The organism is Paenibacillus sp. CB74, from assembly GCF_055687625.1.
In genome coordinates, this window is the sequence record NZ_CM146009.1 from 4,978,644 (window position 1) to 4,998,016 (window position 19,373).

Annotated in this window: 22 protein-coding genes; 9 read left to right on the forward strand and 13 right to left on the reverse strand. The window is 44.1% G+C overall.

The annotated features are described in order from the left end of the window. Positions 1-606: 606 nt before the first annotated feature. The 4 genes from rocF to ACX9NY_RS22005 form a co-directional block, all read right to left on the reverse strand. Complete coding sequence (rocF, locus tag ACX9NY_RS21990; RefSeq protein ID WP_472475067.1) at positions 607-1,581, reverse strand: arginase; 975 nt, start codon at positions 1,579-1,581, stop codon at positions 607-609. Continuing rightward, positions 1,571-2,791, reverse strand: a complete 1,221-nt coding sequence (locus ACX9NY_RS21995; RefSeq protein ID WP_472475069.1) for an ornithine--oxo-acid transaminase — start codon at positions 2,789-2,791, stop codon at positions 1,571-1,573. The genes rocF and ACX9NY_RS21995 overlap by 11 nt, the downstream gene beginning before the upstream one ends. 142 nt (positions 2,792-2,933) lie before the next feature. Then, a complete protein-coding gene (locus ACX9NY_RS22000; RefSeq protein ID WP_339239150.1) occupies positions 2,934-3,590 on the reverse strand; it encodes an amino acid ABC transporter permease in 657 nt (218 codons plus the stop codon). Between the two features lie 23 nt (positions 3,591-3,613). Beyond that, on the reverse strand, positions 3,614-4,435 hold the full coding sequence (locus ACX9NY_RS22005; RefSeq protein ID WP_339239149.1) for a transporter substrate-binding domain-containing protein: 822 nt from the start codon (positions 4,433-4,435) through the stop codon (positions 3,614-3,616). Between the two features lie 326 nt (positions 4,436-4,761). Here ACX9NY_RS22005 and ACX9NY_RS22010 point away from each other — a divergent pair, with 326 nt between their 5' ends. Beyond that, complete coding sequence (locus ACX9NY_RS22010; protein ID WP_036671927.1) at positions 4,762-5,406, forward strand: GntR family transcriptional regulator; 645 nt, start codon at positions 4,762-4,764, stop codon at positions 5,404-5,406. A gap of 59 nt (positions 5,407-5,465) precedes the next feature. Here ACX9NY_RS22010 and ACX9NY_RS22015 read toward each other — a convergent pair whose 3' ends face one another. Beyond that, positions 5,466-6,200, reverse strand: coding sequence for a class I SAM-dependent methyltransferase (locus ACX9NY_RS22015; RefSeq protein WP_342571623.1), 735 nt, complete (start codon positions 6,198-6,200; stop codon positions 5,466-5,468). A 164-nt stretch (positions 6,201-6,364) separates the two neighbouring features. Between ACX9NY_RS22015 and ACX9NY_RS22020 the strand changes: the two genes are divergently transcribed. Continuing rightward, a complete protein-coding gene (locus tag ACX9NY_RS22020) occupies positions 6,365-6,703 on the forward strand; it encodes a hypothetical protein (protein ID WP_339239146.1) in 339 nt (112 codons plus the stop codon). Between the two features lie 243 nt (positions 6,704-6,946). Here the strand turns inward: ACX9NY_RS22020 and ACX9NY_RS22025 are convergent, their stop codons facing one another. The 4 genes from ACX9NY_RS22025 to ACX9NY_RS22040 all read right to left on the reverse strand — a co-directional run bounded on the left by ACX9NY_RS22025 (position 6,947) and on the right by ACX9NY_RS22040 (position 9,124). Beyond that, positions 6,947-7,174: a cold-shock protein gene (locus ACX9NY_RS22025; RefSeq protein ID WP_017691121.1), complete on the reverse strand. Its 228-nt coding sequence runs from the start codon at positions 7,172-7,174 to the stop codon at positions 6,947-6,949. A 188-nt stretch (positions 7,175-7,362) separates the two neighbouring features. Next, positions 7,363-7,563 carry a cold-shock protein gene (locus tag ACX9NY_RS22030; RefSeq protein ID WP_024633772.1) on the reverse strand — a complete coding sequence of 67 codons (201 nt, stop codon included), beginning with the start codon at positions 7,561-7,563 and terminating at the stop codon, positions 7,363-7,365. 395 nt (positions 7,564-7,958) lie between these two features. After that, a complete protein-coding gene (locus ACX9NY_RS22035; protein WP_472475074.1) occupies positions 7,959-8,195 on the reverse strand; it encodes a DUF6953 family protein in 237 nt (78 codons plus the stop codon). A gap of 140 nt (positions 8,196-8,335) precedes the next feature. Beyond that, positions 8,336-9,124, reverse strand: a complete 789-nt coding sequence (locus ACX9NY_RS22040; RefSeq protein WP_339258394.1) for a CPBP family intramembrane glutamic endopeptidase — start codon at positions 9,122-9,124, stop codon at positions 8,336-8,338. Between the two features lie 307 nt (positions 9,125-9,431). On the opposite strand from ACX9NY_RS22040, the gene ACX9NY_RS22045 reads away from it, so the two are divergent. After that, on the forward strand, positions 9,432-10,103 hold the full coding sequence (locus ACX9NY_RS22045; RefSeq protein ID WP_472475076.1) for a phosphatase PAP2 family protein: 672 nt from the start codon (positions 9,432-9,434) through the stop codon (positions 10,101-10,103). 134 nt (positions 10,104-10,237) lie between these two features. Here ACX9NY_RS22045 and ACX9NY_RS22050 read toward each other — a convergent pair whose 3' ends face one another. Then, on the reverse strand, positions 10,238-11,017 hold the full coding sequence (locus ACX9NY_RS22050; RefSeq protein ID WP_472475078.1) for a helix-turn-helix transcriptional regulator: 780 nt from the start codon (positions 11,015-11,017) through the stop codon (positions 10,238-10,240). A 112-nt stretch (positions 11,018-11,129) separates the two neighbouring features. On the opposite strand from ACX9NY_RS22050, the gene pyk reads away from it, so the two are divergent. Continuing rightward, positions 11,130-12,545, forward strand: coding sequence for a pyruvate kinase (pyk, locus tag ACX9NY_RS22055; RefSeq protein ID WP_339239141.1), 1,416 nt, complete (start codon positions 11,130-11,132; stop codon positions 12,543-12,545). A 143-nt stretch (positions 12,546-12,688) separates the two neighbouring features. On the opposite strand, the gene ACX9NY_RS22060 is transcribed toward pyk, so the two are convergent. Continuing rightward, complete coding sequence (locus ACX9NY_RS22060) at positions 12,689-14,218, reverse strand: methyl-accepting chemotaxis protein (protein WP_339239140.1); 1,530 nt, start codon at positions 14,216-14,218, stop codon at positions 12,689-12,691. 180 nt (positions 14,219-14,398) lie between these two features. Further along, the gene (locus ACX9NY_RS22065) at positions 14,399-14,848 is read right to left on the reverse strand and encodes an SRPBCC family protein (RefSeq protein ID WP_253429235.1); all 450 of its coding nucleotides are present in this window, start codon (positions 14,846-14,848) and stop codon (positions 14,399-14,401) included. A 237-nt stretch (positions 14,849-15,085) separates the two neighbouring features. Between ACX9NY_RS22065 and ACX9NY_RS22070 the strand changes: the two genes are divergently transcribed. Together ACX9NY_RS22070 and ACX9NY_RS22075 are read left to right on the forward strand one after the other, a co-directional pair. Next, positions 15,086-15,685, forward strand: coding sequence for a WecB/TagA/CpsF family glycosyltransferase (locus tag ACX9NY_RS22070; RefSeq protein WP_472475082.1), 600 nt, complete (start codon positions 15,086-15,088; stop codon positions 15,683-15,685). A gap of 19 nt (positions 15,686-15,704) precedes the next feature. Next, positions 15,705-16,553, forward strand: a complete 849-nt coding sequence (locus ACX9NY_RS22075; protein WP_472475084.1) for an AraC family transcriptional regulator — start codon at positions 15,705-15,707, stop codon at positions 16,551-16,553. Positions 16,554-16,568: 15 nt separating this feature from the next. Here the strand turns inward: ACX9NY_RS22075 and ACX9NY_RS22080 are convergent, their stop codons facing one another. Continuing rightward, the gene (locus ACX9NY_RS22080; protein WP_339239136.1) at positions 16,569-17,102 is read right to left on the reverse strand and encodes an MOSC domain-containing protein; all 534 of its coding nucleotides are present in this window, start codon (positions 17,100-17,102) and stop codon (positions 16,569-16,571) included. A gap of 255 nt (positions 17,103-17,357) precedes the next feature. Between ACX9NY_RS22080 and ACX9NY_RS22085 the strand changes: the two genes are divergently transcribed. From ACX9NY_RS22085 to ACX9NY_RS22095, 3 genes are all read left to right on the forward strand, one after another. Beyond that, a complete protein-coding gene (locus tag ACX9NY_RS22085) occupies positions 17,358-17,723 on the forward strand; it encodes a DUF1304 domain-containing protein (protein WP_472475086.1) in 366 nt (121 codons plus the stop codon). Between the two features lie 116 nt (positions 17,724-17,839). Continuing rightward, on the forward strand, positions 17,840-18,640 hold the full coding sequence (locus ACX9NY_RS22090; protein WP_339239135.1) for a DUF4261 domain-containing protein: 801 nt from the start codon (positions 17,840-17,842) through the stop codon (positions 18,638-18,640). A 259-nt stretch (positions 18,641-18,899) separates the two neighbouring features. Continuing rightward, on the forward strand, positions 18,900-19,259 hold the full coding sequence (locus tag ACX9NY_RS22095; protein WP_339239134.1) for a hypothetical protein: 360 nt from the start codon (positions 18,900-18,902) through the stop codon (positions 19,257-19,259). The last annotated feature ends 114 nt before the right edge of the window (positions 19,260-19,373 follow it).

A 19,373-nucleotide genomic window follows, 5' to 3' on the forward strand; every position in this document is an offset into this window, starting at 1 on the left:
AAGAGCGATAAGCTCATTTTGAATCTGACGAGATTAAACATCTCATTTGTGCTCCAGTCGATCCAAGCCAAGGCTTGTCTCAAACTTTCGCGTTCATTCTGCAAGCAGAATGTTTACTCACTCGTTGTTCAGTTTTCAAAGATCAAACTTGTTTTGTTACCAATTATCTTTCTCTTCAGCAACTCTTATATAATATCATGTCCGAACCAACTTTGCAAGCTCTTTTTTTAAGTTTCTTTCGAAGCTCATTTCATTCGCTTGCCGCACCGTGTATCTCGTGTTTTCTTGGCCGGAATTAGAATATATCATGTACAGTTTTACATTGCAAGCTTTTTTTGAAAATTGATAATCACCTACCCCATCGACACAATGTGTAATCTGAAGTGCTCCCGAACTATAGAAATGATTCTAAGCATCCTCATTAGGCAGCTTCTTATATAATTACCCACTCAACGTAACCAGGGAAGCCACTTCCACTGCGATGCAGTGAACAATTGATTGTGGATAGCCCTGGTTTTCGGAGATCCCAGCTTTCTTTTCCTTCTATATAAATAAGAAACTCATTTCTTAGGCACTGCTTACACACTCCGCTTCGCTTCTTAGTACCTATAATATGCGCTTACCCAGCAGAGAAGCGATTAGTTCCACACCAAGTCTTGCCGTATGTCTATTGTGGTCAAACAACGGATTCACCTCAACCAGCTCCATCGACGTAACTTGATTGGTGGAAGCAAGTATCTCCAATGCGTAATGTGTCTCTCGGTAATTCAAGCCACCCGGTACTGGGGTGCCTACACCCGGAGCTTCCCGCGGGTCCAGACAATCCATGTCAAAGCTGACATGAATACCATCTGTCTCTTTCCCCACTGTAGCTATCGCTTGTTCAATAACCTGTTGTATTCCCATACGGTCAATATCATGCATCGTAAATGCTTGGATTCCCAATCCTTTAATCTGCTCTTTCTCATACTCATCCAGATCACGTAGACCAATATAGACCAATTTGGACGGATCAATAAACGCGCCTGCTCCAACAATGTGCGACAGATTGTATGCAGTATGCCCTAAGGAAGCAGCCACACTCATCCCATGCATATTACCGGACAAGCTGCGTTCTTCCGTATTCAAGTCTGCATGTGCATCAAACCAGATCACACCCAAATTGGAATAGTGGGCTGTTAATCCGGCCAAAGTGCCAATCGCCACACTATGATCTCCTCCAAGTATAAGGGGAAAGACCCCCTCTTCTACCGCAGTCGATACTTCATGACACACCTTCTCACTAACCTGACGTACCTCATTCAAGTGTTTTACACGATTCCGCTCAGTAGGGGCAGCCGGTTCGGAAGGACAATCTACTCGTACTTCTTTGGAAAGAACTAGCCCAAGACTCGTGATCTCCCTCTTCAGTCCAGCTGTAATCAACTCATCCGGCCCCAACTCCGCGCCGCCTCTTGCTCCCCCGAGTCCAAAAGGAACCTTAATGATGGTTACATTACGCCGCGCAGTTTTCTGATCCGTATTATCCGCAACAATAGAGGTATCTTTTATCCCACCATAGACATCATCATCATTTTTCATGTAGGTCAGCTCCTTCATTATCGATCAGAACCTGCTCAATTCTCTCCAGCGCCCAATTAATCTCGGACTCTTCAATTGTCAGCGGTGGAGCAAAACGAATGGTTGTTTCATGGGTTTCTTTACACAGTAGACCCGCAGACATCAATCGCTCACAATAAGGTCGTGCTGATTCATACAGTTCAACACCAATAAATAAACCCTTACCCCGGATGTCCCGGATGGCCGAACTGCGAATATCACGAAGCTTTTTCATAAAATAGTTCCCCAGACGCTCCGATCGCTCCGCAAGCTTCTCACCTTCAAGAACATTCAGAGCCGCAATAGCCACGGCGCAGGCGAGTGGGTTCCCTCCAAACGTAGAGCCATGAGAGCCCGGCTCAAACAAATCCAGTATCTTCGCATCAGCAGCGATAGCCGAGATTGGCATGACCCCTCCCCCCAGCGCTTTGCCCATAATCCAGATGTCCGGCTCAACCCCTTCCCAGTCGGAGGCAAAACGGCGACCCGTTCTTCCAAATCCGGTCTGGATCTCATCAGCCACAGTCAACACCTTCTGGTTCTTACACAGAGCAAAGGCTTCAGCCAAATATCCATCAGGCGGGATAACGATTCCAGCTTCGCCCTGAATAGGCTCTACAAGAAAACCAGCCGTATTGGGCGTAATGGCCTTTTTCAGCGCCTCAATATCTCCATAGGGAATAATCCGGAATCCAGGTGTGAACGGTCCAAAATCTTTTTTATACTCCACTGAAGAAGAAAATGACGTAACCGTCAGAGTTCTTCCATGAAAGTTACCAGAGCATACGATAATTTCGGCTTGATTCTCCGGTACACCTTTGCAACGATAAGCCCATCTACGTACCGCCTTTACCGCAGTCTCCACCGCTTCCGCTCCTGTATTCATGGCGAGAATCTTGGATTTCCCCGTGAATTGTGAGAGTTTCTGATAAAATAGAGAAGCTGAGCTGCTGTGGAATGCCCGTGATGTCAGCGTAACCCGATCCGCCTGATCCTTGAGCGCCTGTATGATTACAGGGTGTCTGTGACCATGATTTAATGCAGAGTATGCACTTAACATATCCATATAACGGCGGCCTTCTGGGTCTTCCACCCATACCCCTTCCGCCTGTTCAATCACAATAGGGAGTGGATAATAATTAGGTGCAGCATAACGCTCCGACCAATCTATTAACATTTTGGAATCTGACATACATACCCAACACCTTTCCAAAATATTGTATACAAAATACAATATCAATGTATGCGATACCACCACCATTTACGACTATATCCCACTATTTCCACAGTAGCCTACTCCCAGCCTTTCTTCGAACCGAATCCTCCATCAATAGTTATCGGGAAGCAGACAGTCTACGTTCCAACCAAGAGAGCAAGTTGGCCAGTGTAAATGTGATTATAAAGTAGAGGCCAGCGGCAACAAGCAGCGGAGCAAGCGGCTGGAACGTAACACCCTGAATCGTTCTGGCTGTGTATATAATTTCAGCTATGCCGATCATGGAGACAAGCGAAGAATCTTTAATGATAATAATGAATTCATTACCGATAGCTGGAAGCATGTTACGAAAGGCCTGTGGAAGTATAATATAGCGAAGTGTCATACCATGAGTCATGCCAAGGGAGCGCGAAGCCTCTGTCTGCCCTTTATCAATCGCTTGAATCCCGGCCCTGAATACCTCCGCCATATAAGCCGAACTATTCATCGTCAGAGCTACCACCCCCGACATAAATGCCGGCAGGTTCACACCTACAACTGTCAGACCATAATGGATAATAAGAATCTGTACCAGCATCGGCGTGCCTCGAATGAGTTCAATATACGCCGAAGCCACCAATTTAATTGGCCATATTCGGGATAATCGCATTAAAGCCATGATCACACCAAGCAACGTCCCAAACAGAACACCGAAAAAGGAAAGCTCAAGCGTAACCCACGCGCTTCGTGCATAATCCTGCCAATGATCTAATAGAAATGAAAAATCTAAATTCACGGCATATCCCTCACTCGTCCGGTTTATTCACCCAGCATCTCATTAGCTTCGATGACGAAACGTTCAATATCTCCATTCGTTTTGAGCTTTTCCAATGTAGTGTTGATCTGATTCAGCAGCTTCTGATTACCCTTCTTCACCGCGATGGCCGAACCACCCTCATCTTCTGCCTGTTCAATCTCCACACCCGCAACAATAAGCCCCTCCTGGTTCTTCACATACTGTTCAGCTACCGGTTTCTCCAAAATGAGCGCATCTACCCGCCCCGTCTGCAGCTCCAAGATCAGTTCAGGTATTTTGGCCAGAGATGTTAGCTTTGCTCCTTCTATTTCCTGAGCAATCCCTTCCTGAATGGAACTCTTCTGTACACCAACCTGCTTACCCGATAGATCATCCACTGACTTTAATGCCGCATCGTCTCCTTCTCTAACAAGTACAGCCTGCTCTGCGTAATAGTAGATATCCGTAAAATCAACATTTTTCTTTCGTTCTTCGGTAGGGGTCAAACCCGATATTACAAAATCAACCTTATCTGTACCCAGGGCCATAAGAAGGCCATCAAAGTCCATATCCTCAATCTTCAACTCAGCCCCGAGATCAGCCGCAATTGCCTTGGCAATCTCGATGTCAAAACCTACGATAGTATCTTTACCATCAATGTTCTTATGAAACTCATAGGGTGCATAGTCCGCACTGGTCCCAAGTACAATTACTTTTTTTTCCGCAGAACTACTTCCAGAAGACGATGTAGCATCTGATCCGTTCCCTGTCGTTTTTTCCTGACCACATGCGGACATGATTACAACCAGTAACAGCAGCATCAATGGCAATAGTACTTTTTTCACAAGTCATACCCCTATTCATTTTTGGAATTAGTAGCATAAAGATCAATTTGTATACAATATACATAAGACAATATATGGACTTATATGTAAGTAATACTAACAAACATTCTAAGTTATCACAATCATTATTTAAACATTTATACGCTCTAATTCCATAAAATGCGCTATATATAACACGGCACTTACATCCTCTGAAATATGAAGTTTGCTTGCCCAACTTCCCCCTCGGTGTTAAGATGATTAAAACTTGAAACTCCTGAACGGCGCACCCAGCACGGCCTCACACCCATCTAATTATTAACTTTACATAGAAAGGAGGATTCGGTATGGAGGTACCCAAATACCGGTCCTTGAAAGATCACGTATACGATTACATTGCCCAGAAGATTCAGGACGGAACACTGCTTCCCAACCAGAAGATCAACGAGGCTGAAATATGCAAAAAGCTGGACATCAGTCGGACACCTACTCGGGAGGCCCTCTTCCAGCTGGCTTCAGACAATCTGCTGCAATACATCCCACGCAGGGGATTTATTGTCACTCCTTTTGATGCAGGCAAAAAACTGGAGTTTTCCCAAGCGATTGGTGTGCTGGAGGCACTTGCTGCCACACTTGCAGCAGACCATCTCAGACCCTCTGAACTTTTGGAAATGGAAACTCTCGTTGTCCGAATGGATGAAGATATCAGCCAGCTCGATCTTGCTGCCTACAACAAGAACCAATATCAGTTTCATAACCTGTACATTCAGCGATGTGGTAACGCCACGGTCATCGAGATGTTAAACACATTGAAGAACAGCTTCATCCGGCAGTCGTATGTTAGTGATAATAAACCAAAGCTATCTGAGGTACTGCTCGAAGTTAATGAAGAGCACCGACAAATTTTAAGTGCTTTTCGAGCCAAAGATAAGAACCAACTGGAAGCCCTGCTCAAACACCACTGGCGCATTATCGATAATGATATGCTGTAGTACGTTCTGTCTGTAACAAACCAAAGGCAACCCACAACTAATGTGGAGTTGCCTTTTTCCTATTTTTCCTTTTCGATCTCCAACGGTGCTCTGGCCTGAAAAACGGCATACCCCAACTTTTTGCCGTATTTCGCGAGCAACCGATCATTGGTCTGGCTCATTCGCTGCATTTGTTCATCCTCGAACCAATTCATATCGATCTCACGATGTGGATCATGATCTACGCCCCATTTTCCCATAGAACGTGAATGTTCTTTGACCTCTACCTTAGTGAAGCCACACTGTTTTAGGCGTTTTCTCCATGTTGTCGCCGTTACCAAGGTTCGTATACCGTAAAATTGCTTTAGTCTGCGAAACATCAATTCGGTCTTCTGGCCAGATAGAACCATCTCCCGATCTACCAAAAGTCCAACGGGCTTCAACACTCTTCTATACTCATTAAGTGCACTCCGCCATGGGGTAAAGATCGTAACCGACTCCACAAATACCATATCAAAATGGTTTTCCGGGAAAGGCAACGATGTTACATCAGCCTGAATAAATCGAACATCCACTCGCTCTCGTCTTGCTCGCCGAACTGCCTTATCCAACATATTGCGATGAAGATCAATGGCTGTTACTTGATATCCACTTTTAGCCAGGTAACACGCAGTCCTCCCAGTGCCACATCCTATCTCAAGAATATGACTACCCAATGGCAGAGATAAGCTATCAAGCAACTTCAGTGTTGCCAAAAATCCTCCAGGATGGGCACTCCCTTCCCCTAAACGAGCCAGCATGTCATGATAATCCACGCAACATCCCCTCCTCACTTCTCCCAGTGTATGGAACAGACTTAAAAACGGCTCCTCCCTATTCGATTTTCCGGGTACTCGTCCATACCAATTCCTCTTCGCTCTACTATGATATACAAACCGTTGAATTCAAGCGGCAACCGCATCTAATGAGGAGGATTTGCATGTACAGAATTAATCGGGTATGTGAAGAAACGGTTTCTCCGCACGTTGGACGTTCCGTTTGTCTTGTTATGAAAGACGGTAAGCATATGTATGGTACACTCAGCCAATGTCGTGATGGCAAAGTTTATTTGAACGGATGTTTCGAGGGACCACGGCTATGTTCAGTCAAGTCCAAACAGCAGTTGGTAAAAGGCAGCAAGAAAAACGCTGTTGCATCAAAGAAAGTTAAATCCTCGGCATACGGTCCATATGGATACGGTCGGGGTTATGGCTATGGAGCAGGGATCGAACTGGCTCTGGTAGCAACACTTTTCCTGCTGCCATTCCTGTTCATCTAAACTCAAATCTGATCATGGTAAATTTGTAGCATAACAAAGACCCTTTTTGCTTATAGCAAAAAGGGTCTTTATCTTTTTCATACGATACACGTCAATTACAGTATACTTTCTGTAAATGAAGAGACAAAAAAAGGCATTCGCTAAAACGAATGCCGGGAACTTCATATTTAATACCCTTACCTTCGCAGAGGGTGTCTGTTTGATCTTAAAAAAAAACACCTCGTTAGAGGCGGGTAAGCTATGTTAAATCCGATTTCCTTTAGGCATCGTTTTTAGATTACTATTCGAATTCTCAAGCAATGGTAGCATCCTAGTCGTGCTGACCATCTCAGAAGCACATATCGGACAAGTAGGTACGTTATCAAACGCAAAATTGTCCCGCATCCATCCTTTGCACGTATCACTCGTACATTCCCAGATTGCCGCATCAGCTTGTGGAATCTCTTCCAACGGTTTTTTGCGATTATACATGACTTCTACCCCCTTTGTTATGGAAAAACATCTAACCGACGTTATTTCACAGAAGCCTACACTTAGCGGAAGTTTTACGTACCACCGAACTTCTGCCTCGACAACTATTGGGTCGACTTTTATATAACTAATCAAAAAAAAGAAGCTGCCTTTACCATTATAACATGTTAAAGGCAGCTATGCTTTAATTACAGTTTTACAACTTCTTCTGCTTGAGGACCACGGTTTCCTTGTACAATTTTAAATTGCACGCGTTGACCTTCGTCCAGCGTTTTGAAGCCTTCGCCTGTAATAGCGCTGAAGTGTACGAATACATCTTCTCCGCCTTCAACTTCGATGAAACCGAAGCCTTTATCAGCGTTGAACCATTTTACTGTTCCGTTTTGCATGTGAATTACACCTCCAAATAAAGATTAACATGTTCCTTTGTTCTTTGCAGCAAGCAAATAAAAATTCACACATTGAAAAAGGTACCAGTCATAAACCTATAAGTGATCGCCCTTTACAATATATGAATTAGGTTTTCCACTCTCTACAACTTGTTTTTATTATAACTCCATTTCAGCCAAAAAGCAAATCTTTGTATTTTCTTTTCAAACAGCTTTGGAAATACATGTTATTAACTCGCGTGGCAACAGGGTTTATCACGCTTATGTGACTGGTCACTTGTGTACGGTCTTATGAAAGGATATGCAGATCTAATCCATCTTATACATTTTTTATATAATATTCTGACATGCATATCCAACACATTCAATGAATCATATCATTACAGTTTAACACATTAGGTCCATGCCCACATAAATGCATCCCGATCCCAGGCGATCTGCCCACGATGAAGCTTACGGAAGACCTTCTTCACTTCCTTGGACAAGGATGCATTGCCGTTCTCGTTCACAAAAACAAACTCTTCGCCAAAATGGGTCTTCACATATTCTATGGCAGCTTCCTGATGAAGTGTTCCTGTGAATTTAATCTCCTGTACCATCCATTCTGCTACGCCTTGTGCTGTCTTCTCCACTATATCACCTACTGTTTGAATCTAATGTACGGATAGGCAGACCTCGTATCACGAACATAACTGTCTTCCCGCCAGACTGAAGTATACCATGATCTCACTGCTGACGGGAAACGTTAGGATACTACTTCCAAGCAATACCTTTAGTGAACAACCGTATTGTCCTGCTCACTTGTATTGGAAGGAATCGTCGAATGGGTTCGATTGCTCCATACTAACCAGGCACAATATGCAATCAGTACTGCAAGTATAAACAGATCATAGGGAAGTGTTCCTGTGTCCTCCAGGTCATTCCCGAGGAATTGAATCAGATTATGTATGAAATGAAACAAAATAAGCGGTACGATATTTCCGTTCTTCAGCATTAATAATGCCAGTGCAGCTCCCAGAAGCAGCGCATAGACCAATTGCATGATCGTATCCGTCATATTTTGACCAGACAATGCATTCAGCAAATGTGTAATTGAAAACAAGATGCTGGAGGTGACGACTGCGGCCACTGCACTTTTTCGAAGCAATGTTTTGAAAATAAGCCCCCGATAGATCGTTTCTTCAACAAAGGCCACGAGCAAGGTAAAATAGATAAAAAAGACCACCCGTGACAAGCTAAGCTCTCCAAATCCTTTCAGAGAAATTGTACCCAGTACAAGGAGTAGTGGAATATAATACTTTGCGTGCCCAGCTGGGATACTTCTCAAAGATCGAAATCCGGTCTCTCCCCACTTGCGTCTTAACGTCAGATAGATGATCAGCACAATTGCGATAGGTGTAAAGGAAATCAGCACGGGAGAAGTGTAGTCGAGTTGTTTTATCGTGGCAATGGCCCCTGCAGCAAATACGGCTAACAGGAGAAGTAGCTCAATAATCACGACGGTGAGCACAGGTTTTCGCTCAGAAAAGGAATGTTTTGGCTCGGATTGCGGGTTAACCATACATTTGCCTACCTCATTTCATTTGCTTTTTTTCGTCTTTATATGAACATATATGCCAATGTAGTTGTAACATATCACGAGCACAATGAATATTCCTATCATGGATAAAAATATAAAAGTAACAAAAAAGAGACTTATCCTGACTGCATTTCCCCTAAAATCAGGTATGGCTTATACCTTCATCTGTCCATTATAGTATTACAAGAGTTTAAAGCTGCAGGGGTGCGGCGACTCTTCAACGTCATATATCTATGAAGCATCCATTAACCGATAGTTTCACAATGCATAATGAAATCAGGGGGATACTATGAGAGCATTCTTTCAGCGCTGGGGGCATTTACTGGCTATTCTGTGCATACCGCTCCAAGGCTCAATTTACGTTTTTTTAGGTAGCAACACGGGTAGTGATGTATTCTACAATTATGCTTGGATTGACACACAGATTCCTTTTATCAAAGAATTTATTTATCCATACATTAGTTGGATGCCCATTCTGTATCTCGGATTTCTCTATCTGGGTCTGACAAACAAGTCGCTATTCTGGCGCACGTTAATTACCTATAATATTGGGGTGATGGCTGCCAATGTCTGTTTTGCGGTGTTCCCCACTCATGTCCCACGCCCGGTGATCGGCGGAACCGATCTAAGCAGCGTGTTAGTACAGTTTATCTATACCAACGATGCACCTTTCAATTGTTTCCCAAGTGTTCACGTTCTGACCAGCTACTTGCTGTTTATTATGATTAACAGACACTTGAACTTCAAACCTTTGGCACGCATCTCTTGGTCAGTGTGGCTGTGGTTGATTATTGCTTCAACGGTGTTTGTAAAGCAGCATTCCTTGCTGGACATCGCCGGAGGCATTTTGTTTGCGGAGGCCGCGTATTGGACTGTACATGTCTTTGCTCTTCGTCTTGTGCAGGCACGAAAAAAGGGCAAGCAATCACTCACAGCATCTAATTCAAGCAGTCATGTTTAACAGCTTCTATATATGTAGCAGGTGGGATGATAATCCTGTTATACAGCAAAAGAGGGCCTGAGCCCTCTTTTTTTTGTACTCATTTAATTAAACCTAATTATATAGAAGAACTTATTAGGGTTGTGCTACGCGTTTCATACTATAGGTGGCCGTTCATGGAGCAGATCGGATGGTGGACTTCCCGTTATACGCTTAAATATGCGGTAAAAATAAGACAGGTCCCGGTAGCCGAGAAATTCAGCAATTTCCTGAATGGAGAGTTGTGACTCCGTGAGCAGATATATGGCTCGTTTCATCCGTTGATCATGGACATACTGACTGATGGTCTGATTCGTCATGCTTTTGAATAATGCAGCAGCATAATTGGGAGTCTTGTTGATCTCGTCCCCGAGTTCTTCCTTTGTCACTTTCTCCCGATAATGCCGCTCAATGTACCGCTTCATCCGTTCAACATGATTATGCCTCTCCGGGGGAATAACTCCCCGATCTAACTCCCTGTTTATATAAATCAACACTTCCATCAATAAGGCTTGACTCATCATGACATAATAAGACGGACGTTCCTGCCATTGTTGATAAATTGCGCTCATGCGTTGATGGATCAGTTCGTAACATCCAGGTTTATGGCGCAAAGCCTCATACCGTTCGAGCGCAGGCAATGTTTCTGTATGATTTCGTTGCAATTGAATTACAATCTGTGTGTGCGTTACTGTTGGAATACTCTTGCCGTAATATGGGACACCACCTGGAATGAGGAGCAATTCCCCCTTTTCCATAATCTGTTTATCACCGTTCACCCAATATACACATTTTCCATAAGTAACCAAGCTAAGTCGCCAGGTTTGTTGAGATTGCACAGCTTCTTCGTACCAACCAACACCGTTAATATGTCGTACTTCAAGTGGAGTGAACATAACACACCTCATTATCGGACTATACTCTAATCATTGTACTATAGTTCATACCCTGATTCGACAGAAAACGCTACAATACACATATAAGCTTAAATATGAGGAGGAAATTAGCATGTTAAAAACAAAAATTATTTGTACCATGGGACCTGCTTGTGACTCAATCGAATTGCTGAAAGTAATGATTCAGGAAGGTATGACTGTTGCTCGTCTGAACATGGCTCATGGCGAACTGGAAGATCACGTTACACGGATTAACAATATCCGCAAAGCAGCTTCCGAACTGAACACCTATGTACCGATCATGATGGACATCAAAGGGCCTGAAGTTCGTATTGGCAAACTGAAAGAAGCATCTTGCCATCTGCAAGCAGGTAAAGAGCTGATCCTGACTACCGAAGAAATTCTCGGTGACGCTGAGCGTATCTCGGTAAACTATCCAGAACTGAACCTCGTTGTGAAACCTGGCGATCGTATCCTCATCGATGATGGTCTCGTAGATCTTACTGTACTGTCTGTGGAAGGATCCGATATCCATTGTAAAATCATCAGTGGCGGCATTCTCAAACCACGCAAAGGAGTTAACTTGCCAGGAATCAAAACGACATTGCCAGGTGTAACCGAGCGTGACGTTATGCACATCGGATTTGGGATTGAAAACGATATTGAAATTATCGCAGCATCCTTTGTTCGTAAAGGCGACGACATCCGTGAAATCCGCAGCATTTTGAAAGAACGCGGTGTAGAGCACGTACAGATCATCTCCAAAATCGAAAACCAGGAAGGTATGACGAACCTGGACGATATTATTGAAGCATCTGACGGTATCATGGTTGCTCGTGGAGACCTCGGGGTTGAAGTACCGATCGAAGATGTGCCAATGATGCAAAAAGAAATGATCGACAAATGTAACCGTGCGGGTAAACCAGTTATCGTAGCTACTCACATGCTGGAGTCCATGCAAGTGAACCCACGCCCTACTCGTTCCGAGGTAAGTGACGTAGCTAACGCTGTACTTCAAGGTGCTGACGTTGTGATGTTGTCCGGTGAATCGGCTGCTGGTAAATATCCGGTACAATCCGTGCGCACGATGGCTGCAGTTGCACGCCGTGCTGAAACAATGATCGATTACAAAGAGCAATTCGCACAAAAATCGGCTCAACAGATCGCTGATATTACTGAAGTTATCAGTCAGGGCGCAGTAAGTTCTTCCCTCGTACTGAATGCAAAAGCAATCATCACTTCGACTGAGAGTGGATTCACAGCACGTATGATCTCCAAATATCGTCCAAAGGCGCCAATCATCGCAGTTACACAACATGAAGAAGTACTGGCGAAAATCTGTCTGCTCTCCGGTGTCATTCCGGTTATGGGCGACAAAGTAACCACTACGGATGAAATGTTCGAGTCCGCTACACGTAACGCAATCAAAACAGGTTACATCGAAAAAGGCGACATCATTGTATTGTCCGCTGGTGTTCCAATCGGTCAATCCGGTAATACAAACCTGATCAAAGTTCAACAAGTCTAATTCACTAACTGAAACTGAAGCTATACATCTTAGCTATATAAAGATATGCAAAAAATCCACCAGGGCAGAAATGCATCCCGGTGGATTTTTTGTTAGATGATGTGTGTGCAATGATCGTGAAGTGGCAACAACTGACCTCGAAATTATAGATTCCGCGAGTAATCAACCAGATCCTGTGACATGGTGTTGATCTCATCCATCGAAGCATTCACCTGCTGTGTCAGGGCAGCCTGATTTTGCGTTAACGTAGACATATTACCGATATGCTCAAGAATCTGATCAATCAGTGTTTTCATCTTCTGCATGCTGTCTTCGATATTGACTGTGGCCTCAGAACTGTGATCAGCCAGTTTCCGGACTTCCCCCGCAACGACGCCAAATCCCAGTCCCAGCTCTCCCGCACGTGCAGCTTCAATCGCTGCATTCAATCCCAAGAGATTGGTCTGACTGGCAATCTCTCGTATAAACACCGTGATATTCTTCGTATCATCTGCACTGCTTTTCACTTGAATGGCTGCATCGGCAGATAACTCCTGTGCAGTAACCAGATCCTGTGCCTGATCGGTGATTGAGTTGATTCCACGTACCATCTCGCCAATGGATTCGGATAATTGTTTAGTTTTCAGATTCATGGCTTCCACGATCTGTTCCTTATTCTTCTCATGGGTTACATCTCGAATGGTTCCGGCTACACGGAGCGGTACTCCATCCTGATCCCTAATGGTCTCCCCACCTGCGTGATACCATCGGTACTCCCCGTCCTTGCGCTGCAAACGATAATCCAGATCGTACGGTGTACGACCACTGTAATCGTTCATATGTCTGGCGAATTCGTTGATCGTCCGATCATGGTCTTCCGGATGAAGTCTGCTGCTCCAGCTGCTGAACACATTCGGGAAATCCTGCTCGTCTTTAAATCCTAATTCTCTACGGAACTGGGGTGACCACCAAAATTCATTATTCGGATTCACCACATCTCCAGCCACAACGGTCATATCCCACGGTGCCTCCACCAAGGCGCGGTTAACAAGATCATATCGGGTGACGAGTGCTTCCAGCTCATCAGACTTGCTCTTCTCCTCATGAATGTCAAACATAATGCCCAGAAGTTTGACTGGAACCCCAGCCTGATTTCGGATGACTTGTCCAAGGCACCGGAACCAGCGAACTTCTCCACTTTTTGTAATCATACGGCTGATGACATTATAGGCAGTTGTTGCTCTTGTGTCATTTACATGCTCCATAATCTCCTGCACCAGTTGGGTTCTGTCATCCGGATATATCGATTTGGCCCAGCTTGCAAATGCATCAGGGAAATCCTTGGAATTATTGAATCCTAACATTTGGCGGAATTCATTCGAAAATGCCACGACATTATTGTTATCCAGCGGATCACCTGCAACAATGTCAGATTCCCATAATCCTACATTCATTGCCTGATTCAGCATTCTAAGACGCATTTCCACGGCTTCGTTTTGTGCTTTCATCATATGTACTGCTTTTTTGATGTTACTAGCTATTTCATCATTTTCCGGAAATTCAATGCCATCTTCAATCCATGCGTTATAATCGCCCTTTTCTGCATTTGCTACGAGTTTACGACTATACTCCAGTAACTTTTGATGTGCATCTATACGAATTGGTTTGGTAGATTCAGTACGTTTACGAAACATGTTCATTTCTCCTCTTAGGTCATATGATATATATTTCGACATTATCAGACATTAAATGTAGAGCAATAGTCTTAAATTTGTATAAAAAAACAAGAACCAATGCTGAATCAGCACCGGTTCTTATATTAGATTGCTTTTATTTTTTTATGATAATTAATCTCACATGATGTCTCATACCAGCTACCAGCCAAAATTCAATGTTTTCCCCGTTTCCACCCATGTTTTGATGCTGCTTAGAATCATCCACCAGCTGCTCTGTGCATTCGCAAAGGAAGGATGGTTATCTGTAAATTGATCATTAATCAGTGTCAGCTTCGTACACTCCCCCACAGTCTCCAACTGGAAGACCACCCTGGATTGAAGCTCGGCATGATTGGCATGGTACGACGGTCCAGGATGCTCTTGATAACTAAGTCTGGACAGTGGTTCAAATTCCAAGATATCTCCGTACACATGTACAGTCTCCGCACCATCATTACCCGGCCCTACATAAGCAAATGGCTGACCTGGTTGGAAATTAGTGCGAAGTTCACTACCGAAAAAGCTGTTCCGTGTGCCGTCTGGTGATATTAGAGCATTCCACACATCTTCAAGTCCTGCATTGATATAGAATTCATATTTCAGTTCCATGGACTCACTCCCTTTAAGTATTGGACACGCGATCTACCCACCTCGCACTCCTATCCTACCGTTATACCCCAAAGGCCGTATTGTAAAAACGCGACAACAGGTCATATCGATAAAGATATTTATCACTCATGGAATTTTTATATCATTACTAAAACGGGTTTCGTCCATATATAGTCCTTTTCCAGAAGATCAGATATACTAAACTGGAATGAAATAACAGGCAATCCCGAGATTGTGATGTCCTGTCAGAAAAATGCCTATCTTCGCCAAGTCGTCGATCAAGCCGGGTTGGTTACAGCTGACGGTGCTGGCATTGTGATGGTATCCCGTTTGCGGGGCGGACAATTGACTGAACGGGTAACCGGTTGTGATCTGCTGTTTCGTTTATTGGAGGAAGGCGATCAAAAACGCTGGTCATTCTATATGCTAGGAGCAGAGGAAAGCGTAAGTGAACAGGCCGTGAAAGTCATTGCTCAGCGTTATCCGGGAGTTGTCGTAAAAGGCAGACACCATGGTTTTTTCCAGGCAGATGAGGAACAACAGATTGTGGAAGAGATTCGTACTGCTCAACCAGACTTTCTTATCGTTGCTCTTGGCGCCCCCCATGCAGAACACTGGATTAACAAGTATCGCCATCAATTGAAAGCTCGTGTAGCCATAGGTGTTGGAGGCAGTCTCGATATCCTCGCTGGCAAAACCAAACGTGCCCCTACGATATGGCAGAAGCTTAACCTGGAATGGCTCTATCGCCTTCTCAGTCAACCTTCAAGATGGCGCAGGCAACTCATTTTACCCCGTTTTGCTGTACGGGCATTATTGTTCAAAGAACCTAGATAATATGAGATGAGTAGAAGGGATGACTCAAATGAAAGAGGTAGAGCAAGGAGACAGACCAAGTATGGGCCTGCTTAACCTGAATGAAGGTGACCATAAATATCAACTGACACGCCATGCTCCTTCCGAAGCACTTCGCCCTTTTGTTAAACATTACTGGATCGTATCGTGGGATCTGACGGGACTTGAACCATATCCCCAACATGTCGTGCCTAACCCCTGTGTCAATCTGGTTGTGGAACGGAACCATACGTTTTTCTTCGGTCCATCGGGACGTAAATTCTCCTATCTTGTGAGTGGGAAAGGTCGTGTATTTGGCGTGAAATTCAAGCCAGGAGGCTTTTATCCCTTCCTCCGGGTTCCTGTCTCATCCTTGTACGGACAGCCGATGAATGTATCCAATATTCTTGACGTCACAGCGGAATCCTTGGAAGACCGGCTTCTTGGGGCGGGGGATGATGCGGATAAAACCAGTTACATTGACCAGCTATTATGTACACACCTTCCTGCTGAAGATGCTCAAGCAAGAATGGTTAACGATATTGTGCAACAGATTGAACAGAACCGGGAGATGCTGAGAGTAAATGATCTCTCTTCCTATTGGAATATGCATACCCGAAAGCTTCAACGCCTGTTCAATCAGTATGTGGGCATCGGACCCAAAACCGTAATTAAGTTGTATCGTCTGCAAAATGCTGCGGAATTGATGGACCGCGGTCTTCACTGTGACCTGATTAAGCTATCCCAGGACCTTGGCTATCATGACCAATCCCATTTTATCCGAGATTTCAAATCTATTATTGGCAGTACACCAGAGGAGTACTACCACTCTAGACATCCGAATGGTGAGCGCCGGGGCCTGATCAAATAGAACCTGTCCTGAACATCAGGACAGGCGAATGACCTCTATGGTGTCCCCCGTATGGATTACACCTTCCCGCTCAACCGAGCACACAATCCCACGTTTTTTGCGAGCCGCAGGCACGAATTTTTTACGCAAACCGTCCTGTTTGTAGAATTGTTCAATCATTTTCCCCGGATGTACACAGGGGAGGTTCTCCCCTTCACATATTAATCCTGTCCCGTTCGGAAATAAAAGCCGCGTTCCAGCAGGCAGTTCCGTCAATCGATCAATGCCACGGACCAGTATGTTGGCACCCAGCCACTCTGGACGCACTTCAGGAATGTTCATTTTCTCTGCAATAAGAGCACATTCTTCTTCGGACACAATACTGATCTGGCGGCGATTCGCAATGGGTGTACCGCGCTTGTAGATTTTCTGACGTGAGTCCGCTGGACGAAGCAGACCATAATGACGGTCACCCGGAATTCCCGCAAGCTCAATATCGATAAAGGGGACAACTCGGGTCAAAAATGTGGATGGATCATCAGCCAGCAAGACAAATTGAACCGTTCCCATAGTAATCTCCTCCCTTTCCTCAGCAATATCACTTTCTTTATTCTTCATTATTACCCAGTGAATGGATTGCCGACAATCGGCGTATGCTTACCTTTGTACAAATCTTTATTTTTAACATTATAACTCAATTGGAAAATGATACGCATTTTAAATAATACACAATTAAATTGTTATAAATTAATTTACTCTTTCCGTTCTCGTTGCAAACATTTATACTAGGATGGACAAGTAAATAAATTACATATAGAAAGCAAGGTGTTTCCATTGATTAGCATCATTTTTGTAGCTCTTGTAGCTGTCGAACACTTCTATATCATGGTGATGGAGATGTTCATGTGGACTCGTCCACGCACAATGAAAACCTTCAATCTCACGCCGGAATTCGCCAAATCTACCAAATCGCTCGCGGCTAATCAAGGCCTTTACAATGGATTTCTTGCGGCAGGTCTGATCTGGGGACTCGTATATCCGGATGCTGCCGTTGGACAGCATATTCAGGTTTTCTTCCTGGCGTGTGTGATTATCGCGGCTCTGTATGGAGGAGCAACTTCCTCACGGTCAATCATCATCAAACAAGGATTGCCTGCGATCATTGCATTGTTGCTGGTCCTGTTCCTGTAATTTCCTGTCGATAGGTGCATTGCTGCGATTCATCTTAACTCCGTTATGGTAAGGTAGTGAATAGATAGCAGTGTACAATGACCAGAATCAATCTGGGATCGGAAGGAGAACATGTCATGGGATTGTTTGATAAGCTTCGGCGACGCAAAAAGGAAAAGGTGCCTGCAAGTGGTGCTGTCGAATCCACGAATTACAGTGAGACCATCGTGGGTTTTGTCCTGCTGGAGCGTGACGATTGTGATTTTGACCTCTTCATCAGAAATATGAAGAACGAATGGAATATTGAGATTGAGGAACGACCGGAGGAGGGCAATCTTTTTTTCGAAGTGAATGGAATGCAGGTGGTATGCGCTCATATTGCCGCGCCTGTACCAGATCGTGAAGTTGAGGAGAATGCCAGGCTAAACATCCTTTGGCGAGAAGCGGAGCAAGTTACCTCACGGCACCAGTCTCAGATTATTGTATCGGTCCTGAATGCAACCAATGCAATTGAAGGACATGTTCTGTTCACTCAAACAGCGAGTGCCTTGTTACAGTTGGATCACGCGCTGGCAATATACATGGCCCCCCTTGTCGTGGAAGCCAGTCAGTATGTCGAAACCAGCCGTGGGATCAAACATGATGAGTTGCCCGTCTCGCTCTGGATTTTCATCGGATTATTTCAAAATGCCGAAGGCGCTTCAGCTTATACTTACGGACTACGTAACTTTGGAAAAGAAGAGATGGAGATTATACAATCGTCTGAAGCCTTAAGCGATGTATTTGAGATGATGTTCATGACCACAACGTATGTGGTTGAAAACGACGTCACACTGCATGATGGGGAGACACTCGGTTTCTCGGCAGAACAAAAGCTAAGCATTTCCCTATCCAAAGGTGTAGCAACGGAAGGTAACAGTTTGAAAATTGGCTTCTAACTGACGCAGGATTTTCACTTTATCATGTTACAATTATTGAAGCCATCCGGAGTTCATCCTCTGGATGGCTTTTAGCTATTCAATCTCCTGCCAATGACGATATGAGAACAATCCCTGAATTTAACTTCGCTAGGAAAAAGTAGTCCATAAGAACCACTATATTATGATTTCAGTTTTCATTCTCGTTATAAAAGGGTATAATTAATAGGCTTATAGTCTCATATATTACATATTATTTTATAATCGAGGAGTTGCCTACATGTCTGTTAGACGTTTGGATTCAACTAAACCTATTATTGAAATTATCTGGGAAGGTATTGTTACTCCTGAACATGTCGAACAAGCGAATAAAGAAATTCAGAGAATAGCGGCGCAATTGGGAAATTCGTTTGATGTGCTCGTGGACATGAGAACGATGAAGGCATTTCCTCAGGATACCAAAGAAAAAATTGTGGAGCATCAGAAATTACTGCTAGATTGGGGTATGAAGCGGGCTAGTGTAGCTGTAGGCGGTGCGATCGCCAAAATGCAATTGAATCGAATTTCCAAGGAATCAGCGCATCAGACGGAATTCCAATGGGAAACGTATGACGAGGCTTTGGCATTTTTGTTGAAATAAATTGAGGTATTACAACGTGAGTTCAAAGAAATATGTAATATGTATGTGCTTCACGTAAAAAAAGGGCGTTTCCCATGAGGAAGCGCCTTTATTATGCAGGAATACTTTGCTTAC